The sequence below is a fragment of the Shewanella sp. JNE2 genome (assembly GCF_023159115.1).
GTDB classification, from domain to species: Bacteria; Pseudomonadota; Gammaproteobacteria; order Enterobacterales; family Shewanellaceae; genus Shewanella; species Shewanella putrefaciens.
In genome coordinates, this window is sequence record NZ_CP096169.1 from 96,590 (window position 1) to 116,507 (window position 19,918).

The following is a 19,918-nucleotide window of genomic DNA, read 5'->3' on the forward strand; positions in this document are numbered from 1 at the left end:
TATAAAGTACATGGTGATTTTCTAATGCACAGCTTAGAATGAGTTCTAGGCTTGTTCTATACTACCAAAGGAAGTAAACCAAGCCTGTCCGTATTGAGTGGACATTGCTGTACTTTAATTAAGTTAAGTCATTCTCGGGGTTGCAGATATGAGTGAGTCGGTCGAATCCGTTGACCTAATCAAGTTGCCAGTATCACGACTGACATTAGGAATGTTTGTTAGTGCAATAGACAAACATGACCAAGGCCAACTTGCTATTGCTAATGCTGGGCAAATCAAGCATAGGGATGCAATTGCTCGATTAACTCAAAGTGGTATTAAGTATGTTTGGGTCGATACCGAACGGTCAGCCGATCATTGTGGTTTTAAGAAAAAGGCATCTCAGGATAACCAGTTAGAATCCAAAAAGTCGTCACTCACGCGAGAGAAACAACAAGCGCAGGCTAAGGTTCTTCTTACTGAAGCTAAAGATTTAATTCGTAAAGTATTGTCAGAAACCTTTGAAGGCAAAGCGATTGAAGTGGCTCCTTTTGGCGCGCTTGCCGACAGCATGATTGAGTCGGCTTTATTAGATGCTGATGCACTCAAATGCATGTCTGCTCTGCGTTCAAAGGATGCGTATTTACTCGAACATTCTGTCAATGTGGCATTTTTACTTGTGACGTTTGGCAAATATTTACAACTTGATCGTTCCATGCTGCGAGAAATGGCGATTGGCGGTATTTTGCATGATATCGGCAAAATTAAGGTCGATAATAAAGTATTACATAAACCGGGCAAGCTGACCCCAGAAGAGTTCGAACACATGAAACTGCATCAAGTGTTTGCACTCGATATTATGAATGAAGCTAAAGGATTATCGCAGATGAGCAAAGACATCTGCCTAATGCATCACGAAAAGTTAGATGGTCGGGGATATCCAAGGGGATTGAAGGGCGATGAAATCCCTCTCCACGGTCGTATGAGTTGTATCGTCGATATTTTTGATGCTTTAACGGCAACACGTTGCTATAAAGAAGCCATGAGCCCGGCCGCCGCTTTTAAAATTTTACTCAGTCTCACGCCATTTCATTTAGATCAAGAATTGGTTTATGAGTTTATCCGTTGTATCGGCGTATATCCTGTTGGGTCCTTGGTTGAATTGTCGGATGGTCGTGTGGGAATTGTTTGGACGTCAAAAGATAGAGATGCGTTACATCCAATAGTTAAATGTTTTTACTCTTTAAAATCCAAGCGTTATACGGATATTGTTATGGTGGATTTGCTAAAATCTGAGCTTAATATTGAGCGTGGAGTTTCACCTAGCTCTTTGGATATCGATCCGACTCCTTTCTATTAAATCATCAAAGTTAATCATGTCTTGCCAATCATATCTATGATTGGCGTTGTGGTTATCGAGTTAAAAACCGTAAACTGAACCCATCTCTCTTGTTGGGCAGTATTATGAAACCGTTATTCTCTATTTTCATTATTCTCTTATCCTTGGCATTGCTAGTTCCTGGGGTGACTCAACCTATTTTGAGCATTAGCGGCAGTATCGATAAAGCTAAGCTTGCCGAGCAAGGCATAGAACAAGTTACCCAAAGGTTTGATGAAGATGCGGGGCGTGACCATGCCCGCGGCATGCTAAACATGGTCAGTAGTTTACTTGGGCTCAACAGCCTTAAGGGTGAAGTCGAAGTGCTGCAGAAAACCCGCAGTATATGGGGGACAGTGACCGAGCTTTACACCACTGGCAATCGATTGGTCGCAGCATTAGTCATGCTGTTTAGCGTGGTCATTCCTGCGTTGAAGTTAAGTTTAATGTTAGCACAGCAATGTGTTAGCTCTATTGGGCTGAAACTGCGGGTTAATGCCCTTGTTAATGCGCTCGCCAAGTGGTCGATGGCCGATGTGTTTGTGGTGGCGTTGATCATTACGTTTATGGCGGGAAATGCTTCTGGCGGCATGGGGGAAATGTTAAAAACCCAGGCGCAATTTGAAAACGGTTTTTACTTCTTTACCGCTTACTGCATTTTATCGATCCTGAGTGGTTATTTAGTGCGTCGCCCAACGCCAATTTTGTAGATATTTTAAAGTAAAGGCAGACTAACGTTAGCGATAAAGTCAGTATGCCTCAGATTTAAAGTGGCTAGCGGTGCTGAACATTGGTTTAGCATCATCAAGATCTTGTCGTGAGAGCAGTGGTGCCAAATTATAAGAGAGGCGGAAGATAAGCTTAGCTGTTATAGCTATTTGTTATTGAAAATTGATATTGGCTGAGCTTTTAGTTCTAAACAATAATGAGCATCCCCTAAGTTTGCAGGAAGATGCCATTGAAAAACTGGCTGATTATCGTGTTTTGCCTGATTGCCTTGGTCGCTTCGACGCAAACCACTGGACTCGTGCGCTCACTTATCGAATTCTCCGCCTTCGTTGGCGTCCTCTACTGGGCTTGGCGCATAAAACCTACTGCAGAGTAAGTTGTTGAACTAACTCTTACTTATTGAAAATACAGTATATACACTAAAGACGTTATGCCAATTGCTGCCCATAGCATCACCCCAAGTAACAAAGGTTTGGGGCCACTTGCCCGCATTTTTTGTACGGTAATTCCTGCTCCAATCAAAAACAAACACAGCACTAATGTTCGTTTCGATACCATAAATAAGGTGTCATAAATGGCATGGAATTGCGGTAACCAATGTGCCACAGCAATGGCTAAGCAATAAAAACCGATAAAATACGGCAGGCTAAGTTTGCGCTTATCGCCCCCAAACAGCATAGCACTGGCTAATGCGATTGGGATAATCCACAGGGCGCGAGCGAGTTTAATCGTCGTTGCAGTTTTTAAGGCCTCATCACCGTAGGCCGAAGCTGCGCCAACAACCGATGAGGTATCGTGGATGGCAATCGCGCTCCACACACCAAAATCGTATTGGCTCATATTGAGCAAGTGACCCAGTGCGGGGAATAAAAACAGCGCGATTGAGTTCAGCACAAACACACAGGCTAACGCAGTTGCGGTTTGATCATTACGTGCATTGATGGCCGGCGCCACCGCAGCAATAGCGCTGCCACCGCAAATAGCGGTACCAGAGGCAATTAAATGGCCTGTAATCTGATCAAATTTCAGCGCTCGGGTGAGCAGAAAACCAAGGCTGAGGGTAAAAAAGATTGAGCCTACAATCAGGCCAAAGTTGTGGGTGCTCGTTTCTATCGCCGCGTTTAAGTTAATCCCAAACCCTAAGCCGATGATCGAATAAGACAGGAGTTTTTTGGTGAGCGCGGCGATATTCCATTGCACTGGTACCCAGCCAAGGCTGGCTAAGGTAAAACCTAACACTAGCGCCATGGGCGATGAGATAAAAGGCGTAAGACAGAATAAGCCTACACAGACGAAAATAATGCTATGGCGCTTGTTAAATTGGTGTGATGTCGAGAATAAATTCATAACGCCTTAGGGGGAGCGATTCGGTCTTATCATGCTCACTATAAATCTTCACGCTAAGTAACTGATATTAAATTACTCTCAGTTTCAATTAATTATGGAGGCAGATGTTTGGGGGCATTATAGCGGTGAGTATTCGCTTCAATAAAATCAATTAAACTTATCTTGCTAGTCAGTTTTATTGACTTAAAGAGGGAGGCGTAGGAGCAAAGAGGTAAATCAGAGGAGATGAACATAACTCAGTCCATCTCCTTTACTAGATTGTAACAGCTAGATTATAAAGAATGATTTTATAAATTTACTATACTTTTCAAACTGTAATCACTGCCATCTTTGGCTGTGAATTGCTTCTCTAGCGTGTCGTTGGCGCTGGACATTCCTGCGTGCAACAGACTTAGCCAATGGCGTGATGCGGCTGAGCGTGACTCTGGTGTTCCTACCATGTTTAATGGCGTTTCTATTTGGATATCTTCCAAATTGGCAACGTCTCTCGCACCTATCATGCCATTGCGATCGAAACTGAGCTCAACATGGCAACCTTGATCCTGTAACACTACGGCGCTGGGTGAGTCTTTCGTTCCACCAAAGGCGACAAATTGTTTTGGCTGACGTAAACCACTGTGACTGCCATCGGCAAAAAATGCTAAGAGATGTTGGTAGTAGACGACATAGCTACTGACATCTTGATGTGAGCCAGAGTTGAGCGGAAACACTCGGTCAAGAAACTGTTTTGCGTTGGCGATCTTCTCGTGTTCTGCAACATTCACTTGGGCCACGGCAAATACTTCTTCTGCGATGAGACTGTTTAGATTCGATTGGATCTGGTTGCTCTTGATAATTGACATATTCATCGCTCGTTCCTCTGACTCTTTCAATTTAAACATTTAGGGTTTTGATTTAACTTTTGGCCTATCGAAGTTTGTCTTCAATTTAGTTTGTCCACTTTGAGTACTTGCCCACTTCAAGTGTGAGTGGTTAAGCATTTCTTACATCGGAATGGCTTAGCTTGTTCGCATTAGCCTTTCCTTGATTGCTTGATTTGTAGTCTAGTCTTTTTTTGACTACAATTTCACAATAAAAATTTTACAATGTGAATTTTACAAAATGCGCAATGACCAGAGCTTAATGAGAAAATCACACTTCCTCGGGACGAAAATACGTAACCTACGGAAACGTAATAACTTAACGATGGAAGATTTGTCTGCTCGTTGTATTAGAGTCGATGCGGGTAGTGCGCCTTCTGTGTCATATTTGTCGATGATCGAACGCGGAAAGCGTGTGCCAAGTGCTGCCATGTTGGCTGTCATTGCCGCAGTTTTTCAAAAAGAGGTTGATTGGTTCCTTGATGATGCGCCTGAAGAAAGCGCCATTACGCCAGACAAAGGCCGCCGAGGTGGTATTAGTGGTATGGCGCTCGAACCCAGCTTTTTGTTTTCAAATGATATTTTGCAAATTGCAATTCCTGAGATGCTGTCACAAACGGGGATATCAGGTCGGCAATTTGCCCATTTACTGATCCGAGCCCATCAGGAACATCATCAAAACCATTTTCCCGATCTTGAGCGGGCTGCCGAAGAGGTTGGTCTTAAGCGTATGCCATTGTCATTGGAGGACATGCTGGATATTGCTAAAGGAATGGGTCTTAAAATCAAATGGATAGATAGTGCTCCACAGGAGGTGATTGATGAAGTGGGCGGAAGTTCACGCCAATTAGTGACTTCCTATATCGAGCCGCCCAGTACCATTTACGTCAATAAAGTGCTTAAAAATCGCCCCAGTCGGCTCAAGTATGATCTCGCCGCCCATATAGGTCATTGTGTGTTGCACAATAAGGACGGCTTAAAGAGCGTAATGATTTCCGGTCGCAAATTGGAGGTTGATGAAGAGGTCGGAATGCAGTCCAATACCCTTAATGCGCAGGATATTTTGCATGCGTGGCGCGACTTTGAATCGAGCTTTTTCGCGGGTGCACTATTGTGCCCTAAAGTACCTTATCGCCAATTGCTCGACCGCCACGGTTATGAGATTGAAGTACATAAGCAACTACAAGTGTCAGCTTCGGTTGCCATGCGGCGCATGACAGTCGTTTCTCCTTATCCCCATTGGCATTATTTCGACGCTTACGCACCAGGAAAACTAAAGGCGGTTTACCGTGGCAATGGTATTCCATTGCCTTGGGGCAATATGCGTTTAGTGGAAGATCCCTGCCAGCATTGGGCAGTATTTAGGATGATCAGCGAGCCGACGGTGGGCACTTCGGCACAGATTTCAATTTTGAATGTCGGCAATGAGCCACGAATTTACTGCTGTGAGTCGATTAAGGTCGAAGATTCGGCGGGTAATCCCCATGTGCTCTGCGCCGGCATTGATTTAAATCCGGCAATTGAAGCCCAAGGTAAGGATGCTTTATCTATTGCCCACGATTTAAAGGATGCCTGCGTTGCCAGCGGTGGTTCAGTTAAGATCCCCAAACACATTAAAAGTGATTTAGTCAGCGTTGCTAAGATCTTAAATATCAATTGGATTGAGCGTGGGATTATAAATGATGCCCGCTTAATTTGCTCTCGCGGCGCAGTGTGTCCTCGCCAACCCAGTTGCTATCAAACTGGCAAGTCCCAGTGTGGTGAGGATTAATTTAAGATCGTTTTTGGCTCAGCCCAATCATATCGCAATACACGCTTTTCAGTGTGGCATTGAAATTATGCTTTCTCCTATTGCTTAAATTTATAGGGAGCTAAGGCTTACTTTTCTATCATTAATCAGATTAAAACCTTTCACGATAAATATACTAAATAGTGTATTTCATTTAATAACAATGCCTTATGAATTTGTCTGTTTTGTTTAGATCCATTTATAGCAATACCAATTGCACTAGCATCCGCATTCCTTTAACTTATACAGCCATCTAAACATCTGGATGTTTTTGCGGCTATTAAGGTTTTTATTTTAATAATCAGTACCTTGATAGATGACGTTGTACAAAAAAGGTAGATATTACGCTGATGAAGAAGCAGGCATTGTGGGTACTTGATGGTGGCATGGGACGCGAGCTGGCACGGCGAGGGGCGCCCTTTCGCCAACCTGAATGGTCGGCGCTGGCGCTGATGGAGGCACCACAGACGGTGCGCGAAGTACATCAGGCCTATGTGGCGAGCGGTGCCCGTATCATCACCACCAACAGTTATGCCTTGGTGCCGTTTCATATCGGTGCCGAGCGATTTGCCGCCGAAGGGGAAGCGCTGGCCGCGCTGGCTGGCCAGCTGGCCCGTGAGGTTGCCAATGAGCAACCGGGCTCGGTGCAGGTCGCAGGATCCCTGCCGCCGCTGTTTGGCTCCTACCGCGCCGACCTGTTCGAGGCGGACAGAGTGGGCGAGCTGGCCACACCGCTCATTCGGGCGTTGTCACCTCATGTGGATATCTGGCTGGCCGAAACCATGAGCCTGATTGCCGAGCCGCTGGCCCTCAAGGCGCTGTTGCCACAGGATGGCAAGCCGTTCTGGGTTTCCTTCACGCTGGAAGATGAAGCGCCGTGCAGCGAGCCTGCGCTTCGTTCCGGTGAGCGGGTGGCGGATGCCGTCACCGCACTGGTATCGGCCGGTGTGGACGCCATCCTGTTCAACTGCTGTCAGCCCGAGGTGATCGAGGCCGCGCTGACGGTGGCTGGTGACAGCTTGCAGGCGCTGGGTCGAGGGGATATTCGCCTCGGCGCCTATGCCAACGCCTTTCCGCCCCAGCCCAAGGAGGCGACCGCCAACGACGGGCTGGACGAGATCCGCGCCGATCTTGGGCCGCTGGATTACCTCGGCTGGGCCGAGCGTTGGCGTGCCGTGGGGGCCTCTCTCATCGGCGGTTGCTGCGGCATCGGCCCCGAGCATATTCAGGCACTGGCCAGCCGGCTGCGCTAAGGAGAGCACATGAAAGAGAGAAAAATAGGCCTCTGGTCCCTCACTGCGCTGGTGTTCAGCTCCATGGTGGGGGCGGGCATCTTCAGCTTGCCCCAGAACATGGCCGAGGTGGCTGGTGCCCGCGCCGTGCTGATCGGCTGGGGTGTGACCGGGGTGGGCATACTGGCGCTCGCCGCGAGTTTTCTCTACCTGTCGCGGCTAAGACCGGATCTCGATGGGGGCATCTACAGCTATGCCCGCGCCGGCTTTGGCGATCTGGTGGGTTTTTTCTCCGCCTGGGGCTACTGGCTGTGCGCCACCATAGGTGTGGTAGGTTACCTGGTGATCGCGTTCGCCGCCCTTGGCAGCTTCGTCGATACCCCTGAACAGATTTGGTTTGGCGATGGCAATACCCTGGCGGCCTTTATCGGCGAGTCCTGCATCCTCTGGGCCGTGCATCTGCTGGTGGCCCGTGGCGTGCAACAGGCCGCTCTGTTCAATCTGGTGGCAACCCTGGCCAAGAGCCTGCCGCTGCTGCTGTTCATCCTGTTCGCCTGCTACTGGTTTGACCCTGTGACCTTTGCGGCGGATCAGGGGGGCAGCACGCTTGCTGTGCCGGTCTCCGAGCAGGTGCGCAACACCATGTTGATCACCCTCTGGGTCTTTACCGGCATCGAAGGGGCGGCCGTCTTGTCGGCCCGTGCGAGGAACAAGCGGGACGTGGGCACGGCCACAGTGCTGGGGGTAGTGCTGGCGTTGCTGCTTTATGTGCTCATCTCGGTACTGGCGCTGGGGATATTGAGCAGACCCGAGCTGGCGGCTCTGCCCAATCCCTCCATGGCGGGGCTGATGGCCCAGATGACAGGCTCCTGGGGCAAGGTGCTGATCAGTGTCGGCCTCATCGTCTCTGTACTCGCTTCTTACGTGAGCTGGACCCTGTTCTCGGCCGAGGTGCCCTACAGCGCTGCCCGCTACGGTGCCTTCCCGGCCATCTTCCGACGCCAGAATCGCAACGGCACCCCCATAGCATCGCTGTGGCTCACCAGCCTGACGGTGCAGGGCTGCCTGCTGCTGGTGTGGCTGCTCGGCAAGGGGTATACCAACCTGCTGCTCATCTCCACCTCCATGATACTGGTGCCCTATCTGCTGATCGGCCTGTTCCTGCTCAAGCTTTCCTTGAGTGGCGAGGGCAATGGCCTGATGCGGACAGTGGCACTGGTGTCGAGCGGTTATGGCCTCTGGCTGCTCTATGCCGCCGGTGTGGAATACCTGCTGCTCTCCTTGCTGCTGTACGGGCCGGGCCTGCTGCTGTTTCTCTACAGCCGCCGACAGCTTGGTGACCATCAGCGGCTCAGTGGTCGCGAACGACTGCTGGCCGGGATAACCCTGGTGAGCCTCATTCCCGCACTCTGGTCATTTGGTTTTTGAATGACAATGGATGGCGATGAGATATTAATCGTCATCTTTTGGGTTTTTTAGCGATAAATGATTGTGGATACCTCACGGATCCCTATTCGCTAACTTGAATCATTATTTCAGTAATGGTTGGCAATTGGTGGCGAACTATAATCGCATGGAATACGAAACTACCACCAAAATGATCTATATGTCCGGTTTGCTGGATAAAGAAACCGGTGCAGGATTAACTGGTCAGCGTTATCACAGCCATGGTGAAAGTAACTCCGATAACTTTGATTTCCAATTGAAAGGCGATTACCAGCTCTTTAACCGTGAGCATCAATTTGTGGCTGGGGCTTTGTACAGCAAACAGAAATCCTATGCAGATACCTATGAGCCTATCCGTGAAGATATGACGGGTTGGGACTCAAAGGTGGTTGAAAACTTTTATGATTGGCGCAGTAATACCTTCGATGAGCCGCAGTGGTCAACGGACGCTAATCGTCAGTTAAATATGGATACTGAACAGAAAGGTTTCTACGCGGCAACTCGGCTGACGATTACCGATGATTTTAAAATCATTGCTGGTGGTCGTATTTCTAGCTGGAATCGTGAAGGGGTCAGCTATGGAACTAGCACTAATTTTGGTGATGACGGTGTATTCGTGCCTTATGTCGGCGCACTGTATGACATTAGTGAAGAGCATCGGGTTTACGCCAGTTATACCGAAATATTTAATCCGCAGAATGTGACTAATGCCTACGGAGAGTATATAGATCCCTTAAAAGGCAAAGCCTATGAAGTGGGTTTGAAGAGCGCTTATTTGGACGATCGTCTACATACTACAGTAGCGCTGTTCAAAATTGATCAGGACAATCTGGCAACGCCAGATGGAACGGTCATCATTGACGGCAAACCAGTGACTAATTACAAGGCCGCTCAAGGTACTGAAAGTACTGGCTTTGAGTTAGAAGTTGTTGGTGAATTTATTGATGGCTGGAATATTTCGGCTGGCTATTCTCAATTCACCGCTGAAGATGCCGAAGGCAGTAAAGTGGAGACCACGAGCCCTCGTAAACAGTTTAAACTCTTTACTACCTATCAGTTTGTTGACCATTTACCTGAGTTGACCGTGGGTGGTGGTGTTAACTGGCAGAGCGACAGTTACTCGCAGAGCGGTGGCGTTGTCATTGAGCAGGAGGCATATTCGCTTGTTAACCTGATGGCTCGTTATAATCTAGCGGAAAATATGGATCTGCAACTGAACCTCGAAAACCTGCTGGATGAAAAATACTATGCCTATATGTCAGCTTCAGGACTTTCATACAGCATATATCACTATGGTACCCCTAGAAATGTAACTGTTAGTTTTAACTATCGTTTCTAAGGTTTACTTGCTGCAAACTGGTGGTCACCTAAGGTTGACCACCAGCCCTCATTTTTACCCATTTGCAATTAGCTAACATTAAGATTTATGGTAAGAGTTAGCCTCACCAATCATTTTTATGAGTACGACTTTACTGGGCTACTTTACTAAGGTGAATAGGTTTGTTTGACCTATGACTTGCTCCTTTATCACTTGAGAATCCAGCGCCATGGTTATGCTAAGCGCCATGATAGTGATAATTGAAAAACCAAACACTTGGCGAGCCCAGCGTTGGATATCGACGCCGTGACGATAACCTTTTAATGCCATGGCAAGCCACCACAGACTAGTGGCACAGGTGACTGCCATAAAGGCGATACCTGTGTAACCCGCGAGTGGTAACAGCGCACTGACTAAGGCGAACACGGCAATATAAAGCACGATATGCAGTTTTGCTTTGGTCATGCCTTCTGCAACTGGCAGCACAGGGATATTGGCTGCCGCATAGTCATTAAAACGGAAAATCGCGATGGCGTAAGAATGTGGCATCTGCCATAAACTGAACATCAACAGCAAAATAGCCGCGCCCATGTCCATTTGGCCTGTCACACTGCAATAGCCAACCACTGGCGGTACTGCGCCCGAGAAGCTGCCAACCAAAGTGCCATACACTGAGTTACGTTTCATGTATAGGCTATAAACCCCCACATAAACGATGTAACCAATAACGGCAAATAGCAGGGCTAATGCATTGGTAAACAAGGCTAAGATGCTAAAGCCTAACACACCTAAGGCGAGTCCAAACGCGAGTACGTTACCCACGGCAATTTCGCCCGTGACGGTCACGCGTTTGCAGGTTCGCTGCATCTTGGCGTCGATATCACGGTCAATACAGTTATTGACAGCGCAGCCCGAGGCTACAACTAAGGACAATCCTACTAAGCTCGCCAGCATCAAGACCAAATTTACGTCGCCTTTGGCGGCTAATAAAAAACCGCCAGCAACGGAAATCAGATTCCCGAAAATGATGCCAGGCTTAGTAACCTGCACATACCCTTTGAAGCGTGCTTTCCATTGCGGTGACATAAATCTGTCTTGTGTTTGCATAGACTGTTTCTCGTTACATCATCAAAGCGTTGGCTTCGAGTATGATCCACACCGACAGGCCGACGACCATGACAATAATCAGGGCGGTAAACAGGAAGGAGAAGGTATTTACTTTGCCTTCTTTCGAGAAATCTAAGTGCAAGAAGTACTTAAGATGTACCACTATCTGCACTATCGCCATCACTAGCACTAAGCTAAGGGTGGTCGCTTTCTCGAAGTGATGGGTCATTACGGCCCAAAATGGAATGGCGGTTAATACCACTGACAGCACAAAGCCCATTAGATATGACTTAATGCTCGCGGCCAGATCGTCAGTGCCATGGCTATGCTTATCAGTATGACTATGTGCGCTCATTACAGTGCTCCCAATAAATACACGACCGTGAATACACAAATCCACACTATGTCGAGGAAATGCCAGAACAAACTTAAGCAGCTCAGACGGGTGATGCTGCGATGACCTAAACCGGTTTTCGCCACTTCGATCATCATAATCGCCATCCAAATCAGACCTGCGGTCACGTGCAAACCGTGCATACCGACCAGGGCGAAGAAGGACGACAGGAAAGCGCTGCGCTGTGGGCCATTGCCATGTTCAATCAGGTGATGGAATTCATAGACTTCCATCCCGATAAACACACAACCCAGTGCAAAGGTAATGGCTAACCAAACGAAGGTCGCGGCTTTGTTGTGGCGCTTAGCAAAAATCAACGCCATGCCATAGGTAATACTACTAACGAGCAGGGCGGCAGTTTCAATCAGCACAAAGTCCAATTCGAAAATGTCTTTACCCGAAACGCCACCGTCCGTGTTCATGTAGAGCACAGCATAGGTTGCGAAAACCGAGGCAAACAAAATGCAGTCGGTCATAAGGTAAATCCAAAAACCAAACAGAGTGTTGCCACTCGTGTCATGGTGTTCGTGGTGATCTTCTGCGTGAGCTACTTCTAAATCTGCTGGGATTGCAATACTCATATCAGCCCCTTACTACATTGTTTAAGTGGGCATTTTCAATGCGAGCCACTTCATCGGGTTGCACGTAATAGTCGACGTCATTGTTATAGGCACGGAATAAGAACACGATAAACGCGCCCACTAAGCCCACAATGGCTAACCACAGAATGTGCCAAATAGCGGCAAAACCCGCGGCAGTGATCCCCAGCGCCATTAAGATACCGCTTGAGGTATTTTTCGGCATATGGATTGGCTGATAGTGTTTGAGGCCTTGATAAGCCAAGCCTTTTTCTTTCGCATCAGTAAAGGCATCGATATCAGCAACCTGTGGCAGCTTAGCGAAGTTATAGCACTGGGGTGGTGAAGCGGTTGACCACTCTAACGTATGGCCATTCCATGGATCGCCCGTAGTATCGCGGTTTTGGTCGCGGTCACGGATACTCATGTACAGTTGGATAAACTGCAGAATGATACCGACCATGATGATGCAAGCACCCACGGCGGCTAAGTAGATCCATAGATTCCATGCCGGGTTATCCGTATGGCTAATTCGGCGCGTCATACCCATAAAGCCTAATACGTACAGCGGCATAAAGGCCACGTAGAAACCGATTTGCCAGCACCAGAATGACGCTTTACCTAAACGCTCATTCAAGTGGAAACCTGTCGCTTTAGGGAACCAGTAAGCAAAGCCTGCTAAGTAACCAAATACCGCACCACCAATAATAGTGTTATGGAAATGCGCGATTAAAAACAAACTGTTATGTAGAACGTAATCGGCTCCCGGTAAGGCTAATAGCACACCTGTCATACCGCCTATGGTGAAAGTCACCATAAAGCCTAGCGTCCACAACACAGGTACAGTTAACCTCAGGCGGCCACGGTAGATAGTGAACAACCAGTTAAACAGTTTCACCCCGGTTGGAACCGCAATCACCATAGTCATCACCCCGAAGAAGGCGTTGACGTTGGCACTTGAGCCCATAGTGAAGAAGTGGTGTAACCAAACGATGAAACCTAAAATTGAAATCGCACCGCTCGCCCACACCATAGAGGTGTAACCGAACAAACGCTTAGCCGTAAAGGTTGAGATCACCTCGGAGAAAATACCAAAAGCAGGCAAAATCAGGATGTAAACTTCAGGATGTCCCCACGCCCAAAATAGGTTGATATACATCATGGCGTTACCGCCACCGTCATTGGTGAAAAAGTGGAAATCCATGTAACGGTCGAGCGTTAACATGGCTAACACGGCGGTTAAGATAGGGAACGACGCGACGATCAAAATGTTCGCCCAAGTACAAGTCCAAGTGAAGATTGGCATTTGCATCAGCTTCATGCCGGGGGCGCGCATCTTAAGTACGGTGGCGATAAAGTTCACCCCGGTTAAGGTTGTCCCTATGCCTGAAATTTGCAGTGCCCAGATATAGTAATCGACTCCAACCCCGGGACTGTAAGCCAGTTCTGAGAGGGGGGGATACGCCACCCAACCTGTCTTAGCAAATTCACCTAAACCCAATGAAATATTGATCAGCACAGCGCCAGAGGCGGTCAGCCAGAAACTGAGGTTGTTCAAGAAGGGGAAGGCAACATCGCGTGCGCCAATCTGCAGCGGCACTACTAAGTTCATTAGACCTATCATAAATGGCATCGCCATAAAGATAATCATGATCACGCCGTGGGCGGTGAAGATCTGGTCGTAATGTTCAGGCGGCAGATAACCTGCTGCGCCGTTGGTGGCGAGTGCTTGCTGGGTACGCATCATAATGGCATCGGAGAAGCCACGAATGAGCATCACCAAAGCCAACACTATGTACATGATACCGAGGCGTTTATGGTCAACTGAGGTTAACCAATTATTCCAGAGTACGCTCCATTTTTTGTGTTTAGAGATCAAGGCTGCGATATACAAACCTACCACTGCGACGACCGCTAGGGTCACCATGATGATGGGCTCGTGATACGGAATCGCATCTAAGCTTAATTTACCGAGAAATGACATGATTACTCCGCCTCCACTTTATGAGTGGATGAGTGCTCTAAGGATGAAGGTTCTGTGGATGAGTCTTGTGTTAATGACGGTACAGAAGGTGTTGAGCTATCCATGTCGGCCATGTTCTGTGTATTTTCCATCGCGTGCTCGCCTGCCATATGTGCCATGTCGTGCATACCTTTCATGTCTGCCATGTCAGATGTGTGCTCAGTGCCCATGTGTTCCATGCCTGCGTGCATGTCCATTCCTTCGTGACCTTTCATGCCCTCATGTGAGTCCATGTGCATGTATTGCATCACGATTTGGTCAAACATCCCTTTGCTCACTGAGCCAAAGTATTCAACCGGATTGTATTCACTCGGTTTAGCCAGTGTGGCATAGGCCGCTGAGTCCAATGTCTTGCCCTGTTGTTTTAACTTGGCTACCCATGCATCGAAGTCGGCAGGTGTTTGAGTGGCAATCGCTTTAAACTTCATGCCCGCAAATCCAGCACCGCTGTAGTTAGCCGAAATACCATCGAAGGTGCCGGGCTCGTTAGCGATCAAATGCAATTTAGTGGTCATGCCCGCCATAGAATAAATCTGGCTGCCTAACTGAGGGATGAAAAAGGAGTTCATCGCAGTGTCAGAGGTGATCTTAAAGTTCACCGGCACATTGGCTGGGAACGCCAACTCATTGACCGATGCCACGCCTTGTTCTGGATAAATGAATAACCATTTCCAGTCCAGCGACACTACTTCAACCGTGACGGGTTTCGCTTCGTGTTCTAAAGGTTTATATGGATCAAGATCATGTGTCGAACCCCAAGTGATTACACCGAGCACTATCACGATCACAATCGGCACTATCCACACTACGGTTTCAATCGCCGTTGAGTGTGCCCATTTAGGCGCATAGATTTCCTGATCACGGCCATCGCGGTATTTCCACGCGAAGTACAATGTTATGGCAATCACAGGGATAACGACAATGAGCATGAGTAGGGTGGCGACGATAATCAGGTGTTTTTCATCGATACCGATTTGGCCCTTAGGGTCCAACACACCGCCATCACAACCCGCGAGCATGAGTGCTACTGCCGCGATTGCTGCTTTACTTAATTTTCGAATTAACAAAGGAAGATTCCTCTAACCCTAAGGTTTACAACTCTGCCAAGCGTTAACCGGCAGTCGCATTAAGCGGTGTTATCTGAGCGCAAATCCTGAGACCCAAGAGGTATGACACAAAATGTGCCGCCATCCCGAGGCAAATCGAAGATCAGCTTTCAGCGCTTAATGCTTAATTTGAATTTAAAAACAGAGGGTTAAAATGGTGGGGCACGACAACCGTGGGCGGTATGTTCGAGGGATTTTAGCCTTGGGGGTGCTAAAAAAAGTGAAGCGTTAGTTAAATCGAGATGATTGAAAAATTTGAAGCAGCAGTCGATTAAATGCCATAACTGCAGAATAACGAGGGGGTTGAGCAATAATAGGCTGAGCAGACTGGCGCCGATAAACTCGGCTAAAAAGCTATCACTGAATACTAGCAGCTCGCCTATATCGACATAACCACCAATCAATACTGATAAAAGATCAGCGATAGGCAGAACAAACAATACCCCGAAAAACAGGATAAGGTTTGTCATGCTAAAGTTGGTGAACCTGATCATCAGATTCAATCTTTCAGCAATAAATTGGCTAAGAGCTAATTTCAATTAATGAGTCCGGTTGAACGGGAAAAGGAGTCAGTTGGCAGAACAAAAAATATTCAGCATGCAACTTTTTTATGCGACGGGAGGATACCAAGAAGCGACGAGTGAATGAAAGTAGATCACCTATCTAAGGCGACATTTATATTAAAAAAACCTTAATTAAAACCAACTTGAAACATTTTATGTTAATAATTAACCAAATATAAACCTATTAAGGTCTCAAAAATGCGTGAAAATGTGACGTTAGGCATTCATGGGTTGTGGTGAAGTGACTTATCCATGAGCATGACAGTGCTACACTGTTATGCCATGCGCCAAAAAATTATAGCGAGTCTGAAATCATCGGAGCAGTGCTAGCTTGAGGTTGATTTGGTTAATAGGGCATGATGCACAATAGAACAGTATGCATATCAGCATAAAGGGATTGAATATCAAATCGTTTACTCACTCTCTTAGGGTTAATTTTCTCATAACCTTAGCCTATGTCGTTGTAGGGAAAATAGGTTTAATGATTGCCTTACCGCCTGGATATTCGGCGGCAATTTGGCCTGCGGCAGGGATAGCCATTGCCGCTTGTATTTTATGGAAAGAGTACACTCCTTGGATTGGGGTTTTTATTGGATCTTTTCTCATTAATGCCAATATGGGAGGATTTGTTCACTGGAGTTGGCTACCCGTTGTTATCGCTATGGGTTCCAGCATTCAAGCAATATTAGCCGCCAAAATGATGAGTCGAATAGATCATCTTGTCACCTTAGATAGTCCTCATACTGTTATCAAATCCTGTCTGGGTCTCGCTTTAACCTGCATAGTCGCAACGGTTTGTGGCAACCTTGCTTTAGTTATTAGTGGCACTATCCCACAGTCTGACTTTCTCGAAAGCCTTGTTAATTGGTGGATGGGAGACTTACTCGGTGCGATCATTTTTATCCCATTGACTATGTTAGTGTTCGACAAACGGGATATTTGGCGATCCCGTCGTATCCAAACGGGGATACCGATGTTTGTGGGATTTTTATGTTGCGTAGGGATTTATAGCTATTCCGATATGAATCAAAGGCAGCAATTACAGGATAAATTTGAGATCCAATCGAATGCGATCATCAGCCGTATTGAAGGTTTTCAAGATGCCAATTTGCAGCGAATTATTGCATTAGCCAGTTTGTTTGATAATAGCGAGCAGGTTTCTGTCGACGAGTTTATACAGTTTGGTAAGCGTACGTTGTTACCAACGGATGGTGTCCATGCGTGGGTATGGGCACCTCTTGTTGCCGCAACAGAACAGGAAAGCTTTGAGATTGCGGCAAGTGCGGCGATCTCTGGTGCTTATAATGTGAAGCGTCCACAAAATTGGCAAGTTAATACCGATGGTTGGTTAGTGCCTGTTATGTATATACAGCCACTCGCCAACCATGAAGCCGTGTTGGGAATGGATCTAAATAGCGAGCCTATTCGGGCTGCTGCGATTGCAAAAGTCAGAACCACCCAAGCCCCTGTAATGACGGCTAAAGTCCAATTAGCGCCGGATTTCACAGGTCCTAGCGGTACTTTGTTATTTGCACCAGTGTTTGATCGCTTAGGAGAAATAGCGGGTTTTTGTACAGCCGTTATCGACTTACAACAGATCATCAATGAAGTTGAGCAAGTACAGGGATTGCAGTGGAAGCTTATTGATATGAGTGCGGGCGGGTCTTTGCTCTACTCAAATACCGACAAAGATTTCCCAATATTTTCGGACTATATATTTAGCGATAAGAATGGGCATTTTTTTCAAGCTAATCTACTGTTTGCCGATCGCCATTGGCACATAGTGCTTTACCAGTCCTATACGATGCTAATGGGCGATACCTTTAGTTTGTCGTTGCTGATGTTGCTCCTTGCCTTTACAACCTGTGCAGTTATCGGAGGTTTGACCTTAGTGTATTCCGGTGAGCACCATCGGATTGCAGAAAAAGTGCAAGAAAAAACCATGGCACTGTCTAAAGAGATAGCACGTAGTCAGGCTTTCCAAGCCACCTTAGTTGAAAGTGAGCAGCGATATCGAAACTTGTTTGATAAAGCCCCTGTGGGGCATGTGCTGAAACAAGTGGACAATGGTCGATTTGTCGCCATTAACCAAGCCTTTACCGATATTACGGGTTACTCACTCGATGAACTTAATCAACTCGATCCTTGGGAGTTAACCCCCAAGCGCTATCAATTAAGTGAAGCTGAGCAATTAGAACGCTTAAAGCAAACTCGCCGTTATGGCCCTTATCAGAAACATTATCTACACAAGAACGGGCAATCAGTGGCAGTTCGCCTCAATGGTGCTTTGGTTACAGGTGCCAATGGTGAACAACTTGTGCTTTTTATTGTGGAGGATATTACCGAGCAGGAACGTACTGTTGCTAGAGTGAATCTGCTCGCGCAGGTATTCCAGCAGAGCGGTGAGGGCATCACGATTATAGATGCCAATGACATTATTGTAGATGTGAACACCGCGTTTTCCCAGATCACGGGTTATTCACGAGAGGACATTATTGGTAAACACTGCCGCTTTTTAGAGGCTAAACGTACGGATAAAAGTATCGATCCTCAAGTCCGTGCAGCCCTCGAACAAACGGGATTCTGGCAGGGCGAGGTATGGGATAGACATAAAGACGGTTACGATTTCCCAAAATGGTTGATGATGTCCGTCGTGCGTGATGAATCAGGCGCAGTTAGTCATTACATTGGGAGTTTTACCGATATTAGTGAACGGAAAATGAGTGAGGAACGGATCCATTTTCTCGCTCACCATGATTCCCTAACATTGTTGCCTAACCGCCTGAGTTTACAGTCGAGTCTTGAAATTGTCTTCGGCGAAGCATTGGCCTCACAAAGCCAAATAGCGGTCATGTTTATCGATATGGATCATTTTAAAAATATTAATGACACCCTAGGACATCATGTGGGTGACCAATTATTGCTTGAAGTGGCGCGGAGATTAAAAAATATTGTTGATAATAATGACATTGTTGCGCGCTTAGGTGGGGATGAATTTGTAGTGGTATTGTCCGATACTAACCACGATGAAGTGGCGAGTTTAGCTGAAGCACTGCGTAGTGGCCTTAGCCAAACCTATATCATTGACAATAATTCTTTGCATTCCTCTCCCAGTATTGGCATTAGCCTATTTCCGACTGATGGCAATACTGTCGAAGCGTTAATGAAAAATGCGGATATGGCGATGTACCGCGCAAAAGCGGCTGGACGCAATAACTATCAATTCTTTACAGCGGCAATGAATACCTTGATTACCGAACGTCAACATATTGAAACGGGATTAAGGCAAGTACTGGCAAATGAAGAACTGCAATTACATTACCAGCCACAAATCGATATTCGTACAGGACAAGTGGTGAGTGTTGAAGCCCTAGTGCGTTGGCAGCATCCAGAGTTTGGTCTTATCTCACCAGATCGCTTTATTTCGATAGCAGAAGAAATTGACATGATTATTCCTATCGGCCAATGGGTACTTGAAACGGCGATGGCACAACTAGCCGCTTGGCGTGCCGCGGGAGCGACAAGGCTTAGAATGGCGGTAAATTTATCGGCACACCAATTGCGGAAAGACACGATTGTTGCCGATATCACCAATGTTTTGCTTAAGTATCAACTTGGTAAGGGGGCGTTAGAGTTAGAAATCACCGAGAGTGTTGCTATGCAATACCCTGAGCAAAATGCACGTTTATTGGCGGAACTGCGCCAACATGGTATTGAACTGGCTATCGATGACTTTGGTACAGGTTATTCTTCTTTATCCTATTTAAAACTTTTACCCCTAGACAGGCTCAAACTTGACCGTTCCTTTGTGAAGGATATTGAGACCGACCTTAACGATGCAGCCATTAGTGCTGCGACTATTTCTATGTCACATGAATTAGGACTAACGGTTGTTGCTGAGGGCGTCGAAAATGAAGCGCAACTCGTTTTATTATCGAGTATGGGGTGTGATTTAGTGCAGGGATATTATTTCAGTAAACCTTTGCCAGCCGAAGAATGTTTCCGTTTTATTCAGCGTAACTTATAGCCTTGGTTGGCGCTACCTAACCATAGGCTATACTTGAGCATA

The 19,918-nt window shown here is 46.9% G+C and carries 15 protein-coding genes and 1 pseudogene; 8 read left to right on the top strand and 8 right to left on the bottom strand.

Going from position 1 to position 19,918, the window contains the following annotated elements; all coding sequences use genetic code 11:
* Positions 1–148: 148 nt before the first annotated feature.
* The 3 genes from MZ182_RS00420 to MZ182_RS00430 all read left to right on the top strand — a co-directional run bounded on the left by MZ182_RS00420 (position 149) and on the right by MZ182_RS00430 (position 2,462).
* On the top strand, positions 149–1,339 hold the full coding sequence (locus MZ182_RS00420) for an HD-GYP domain-containing protein (RefSeq protein ID WP_248067694.1): 1,191 nt from the start codon (positions 149–151) through the stop codon (positions 1,337–1,339).
* Positions 1,340–1,443: 104 nt separating this feature from the next.
* The gene (locus MZ182_RS00425; protein WP_248067697.1) at positions 1,444–2,067 is read left to right on the top strand and encodes a paraquat-inducible protein A; all 624 of its coding nucleotides are present in this window, start codon (positions 1,444–1,446) and stop codon (positions 2,065–2,067) included.
* A gap of 248 nt (positions 2,068–2,315) precedes the next feature.
* Positions 2,316–2,462, top strand: a complete 147-nt coding sequence (locus tag MZ182_RS00430) for a hypothetical protein (protein ID WP_011787504.1) — start codon at positions 2,316–2,318, stop codon at positions 2,460–2,462.
* 20 nt (positions 2,463–2,482) lie between these two features.
* Here the strand turns inward: MZ182_RS00430 and MZ182_RS00435 are convergent, their stop codons facing one another.
* Positions 2,483–3,433 carry a YeiH family protein gene (locus tag MZ182_RS00435; RefSeq protein WP_248067700.1) on the bottom strand — a complete coding sequence of 317 codons (951 nt, stop codon included), beginning with the start codon at positions 3,431–3,433 and terminating at the stop codon, positions 2,483–2,485.
* 287 nt (positions 3,434–3,720) lie between these two features.
* Positions 3,721–4,281: a malate synthase gene (locus MZ182_RS00440; RefSeq protein ID WP_248067702.1), complete on the bottom strand. Its 561-nt coding sequence runs from the start codon at positions 4,279–4,281 to the stop codon at positions 3,721–3,723.
* A gap of 253 nt (positions 4,282–4,534) precedes the next feature.
* On the opposite strand from MZ182_RS00440, the gene MZ182_RS00445 reads away from it, so the two are divergent.
* The 4 genes and pseudogenes from MZ182_RS00445 to MZ182_RS00460 all read left to right on the top strand — a co-directional run.
* A complete protein-coding gene (locus MZ182_RS00445) occupies positions 4,535–6,064 on the top strand; it encodes a DUF3612 domain-containing protein (protein WP_011787507.1) in 1,530 nt (509 codons plus the stop codon).
* Between the two features lie 368 nt (positions 6,065–6,432).
* Entirely contained in the window at positions 6,433–7,335 is a 903-nt protein-coding gene (locus tag MZ182_RS00450) for a homocysteine S-methyltransferase family protein (protein ID WP_248067705.1), read from the top strand.
* Between the two features lie 9 nt (positions 7,336–7,344).
* Complete coding sequence (locus MZ182_RS00455; RefSeq protein WP_248067708.1) at positions 7,345–8,742, top strand: basic amino acid/polyamine antiporter; 1,398 nt, start codon at positions 7,345–7,347, stop codon at positions 8,740–8,742.
* Positions 8,743–8,827: 85 nt separating this feature from the next.
* Positions 8,828–10,099, top strand: a pseudogene (locus tag MZ182_RS00460) (TonB-dependent siderophore receptor); the annotation flags it as partial.
* Between the two features lie 138 nt (positions 10,100–10,237).
* On the opposite strand, the gene cyoE reads toward MZ182_RS00460, so the two are convergent.
* The 6 genes from cyoE to MZ182_RS00490 all read right to left on the bottom strand — a co-directional run bounded on the left by cyoE (position 10,238) and on the right by MZ182_RS00490 (position 15,825).
* The gene (gene cyoE, locus MZ182_RS00465; RefSeq protein ID WP_248067713.1) at positions 10,238–11,185 is read right to left on the bottom strand and encodes a heme o synthase; all 948 of its coding nucleotides are present in this window, start codon (positions 11,183–11,185) and stop codon (positions 10,238–10,240) included.
* A 13-nt stretch (positions 11,186–11,198) separates the two neighbouring features.
* Complete coding sequence (cyoD, locus tag MZ182_RS00470) at positions 11,199–11,540, bottom strand: cytochrome o ubiquinol oxidase subunit IV (RefSeq protein WP_168826283.1); 342 nt, start codon at positions 11,538–11,540, stop codon at positions 11,199–11,201.
* Entirely contained in the window at positions 11,540–12,160 is a 621-nt protein-coding gene (gene cyoC, locus MZ182_RS00475; RefSeq protein WP_248067716.1) for a cytochrome o ubiquinol oxidase subunit III, read from the bottom strand. Before cyoC ends, cyoD begins: the two co-directional genes overlap by 1 nt.
* Before the next feature lies 1 nt (position 12,161).
* Entirely contained in the window at positions 12,162–14,141 is a 1,980-nt protein-coding gene (gene cyoB / locus MZ182_RS00480) for a cytochrome o ubiquinol oxidase subunit I (protein WP_248067719.1), read from the bottom strand.
* A 2-nt stretch (positions 14,142–14,143) separates the two neighbouring features.
* Positions 14,144–15,247, bottom strand: coding sequence for a ubiquinol oxidase subunit II (gene cyoA, locus MZ182_RS00485; RefSeq protein WP_248067721.1), 1,104 nt, complete (start codon positions 15,245–15,247; stop codon positions 14,144–14,146).
* A gap of 188 nt (positions 15,248–15,435) precedes the next feature.
* Complete coding sequence (locus MZ182_RS00490) at positions 15,436–15,825, bottom strand: hypothetical protein (protein WP_317246816.1); 390 nt, start codon at positions 15,823–15,825, stop codon at positions 15,436–15,438.
* A gap of 400 nt (positions 15,826–16,225) precedes the next feature.
* Between MZ182_RS00490 and MZ182_RS00495 the strand changes: the two genes are divergently transcribed.
* Positions 16,226–19,876 carry an EAL domain-containing protein gene (locus tag MZ182_RS00495; protein ID WP_248067727.1) on the top strand — a complete coding sequence of 1,217 codons (3,651 nt, stop codon included), beginning with the start codon at positions 16,226–16,228 and terminating at the stop codon, positions 19,874–19,876.
* Positions 19,877–19,918: the final 42 nt, after the last annotated feature.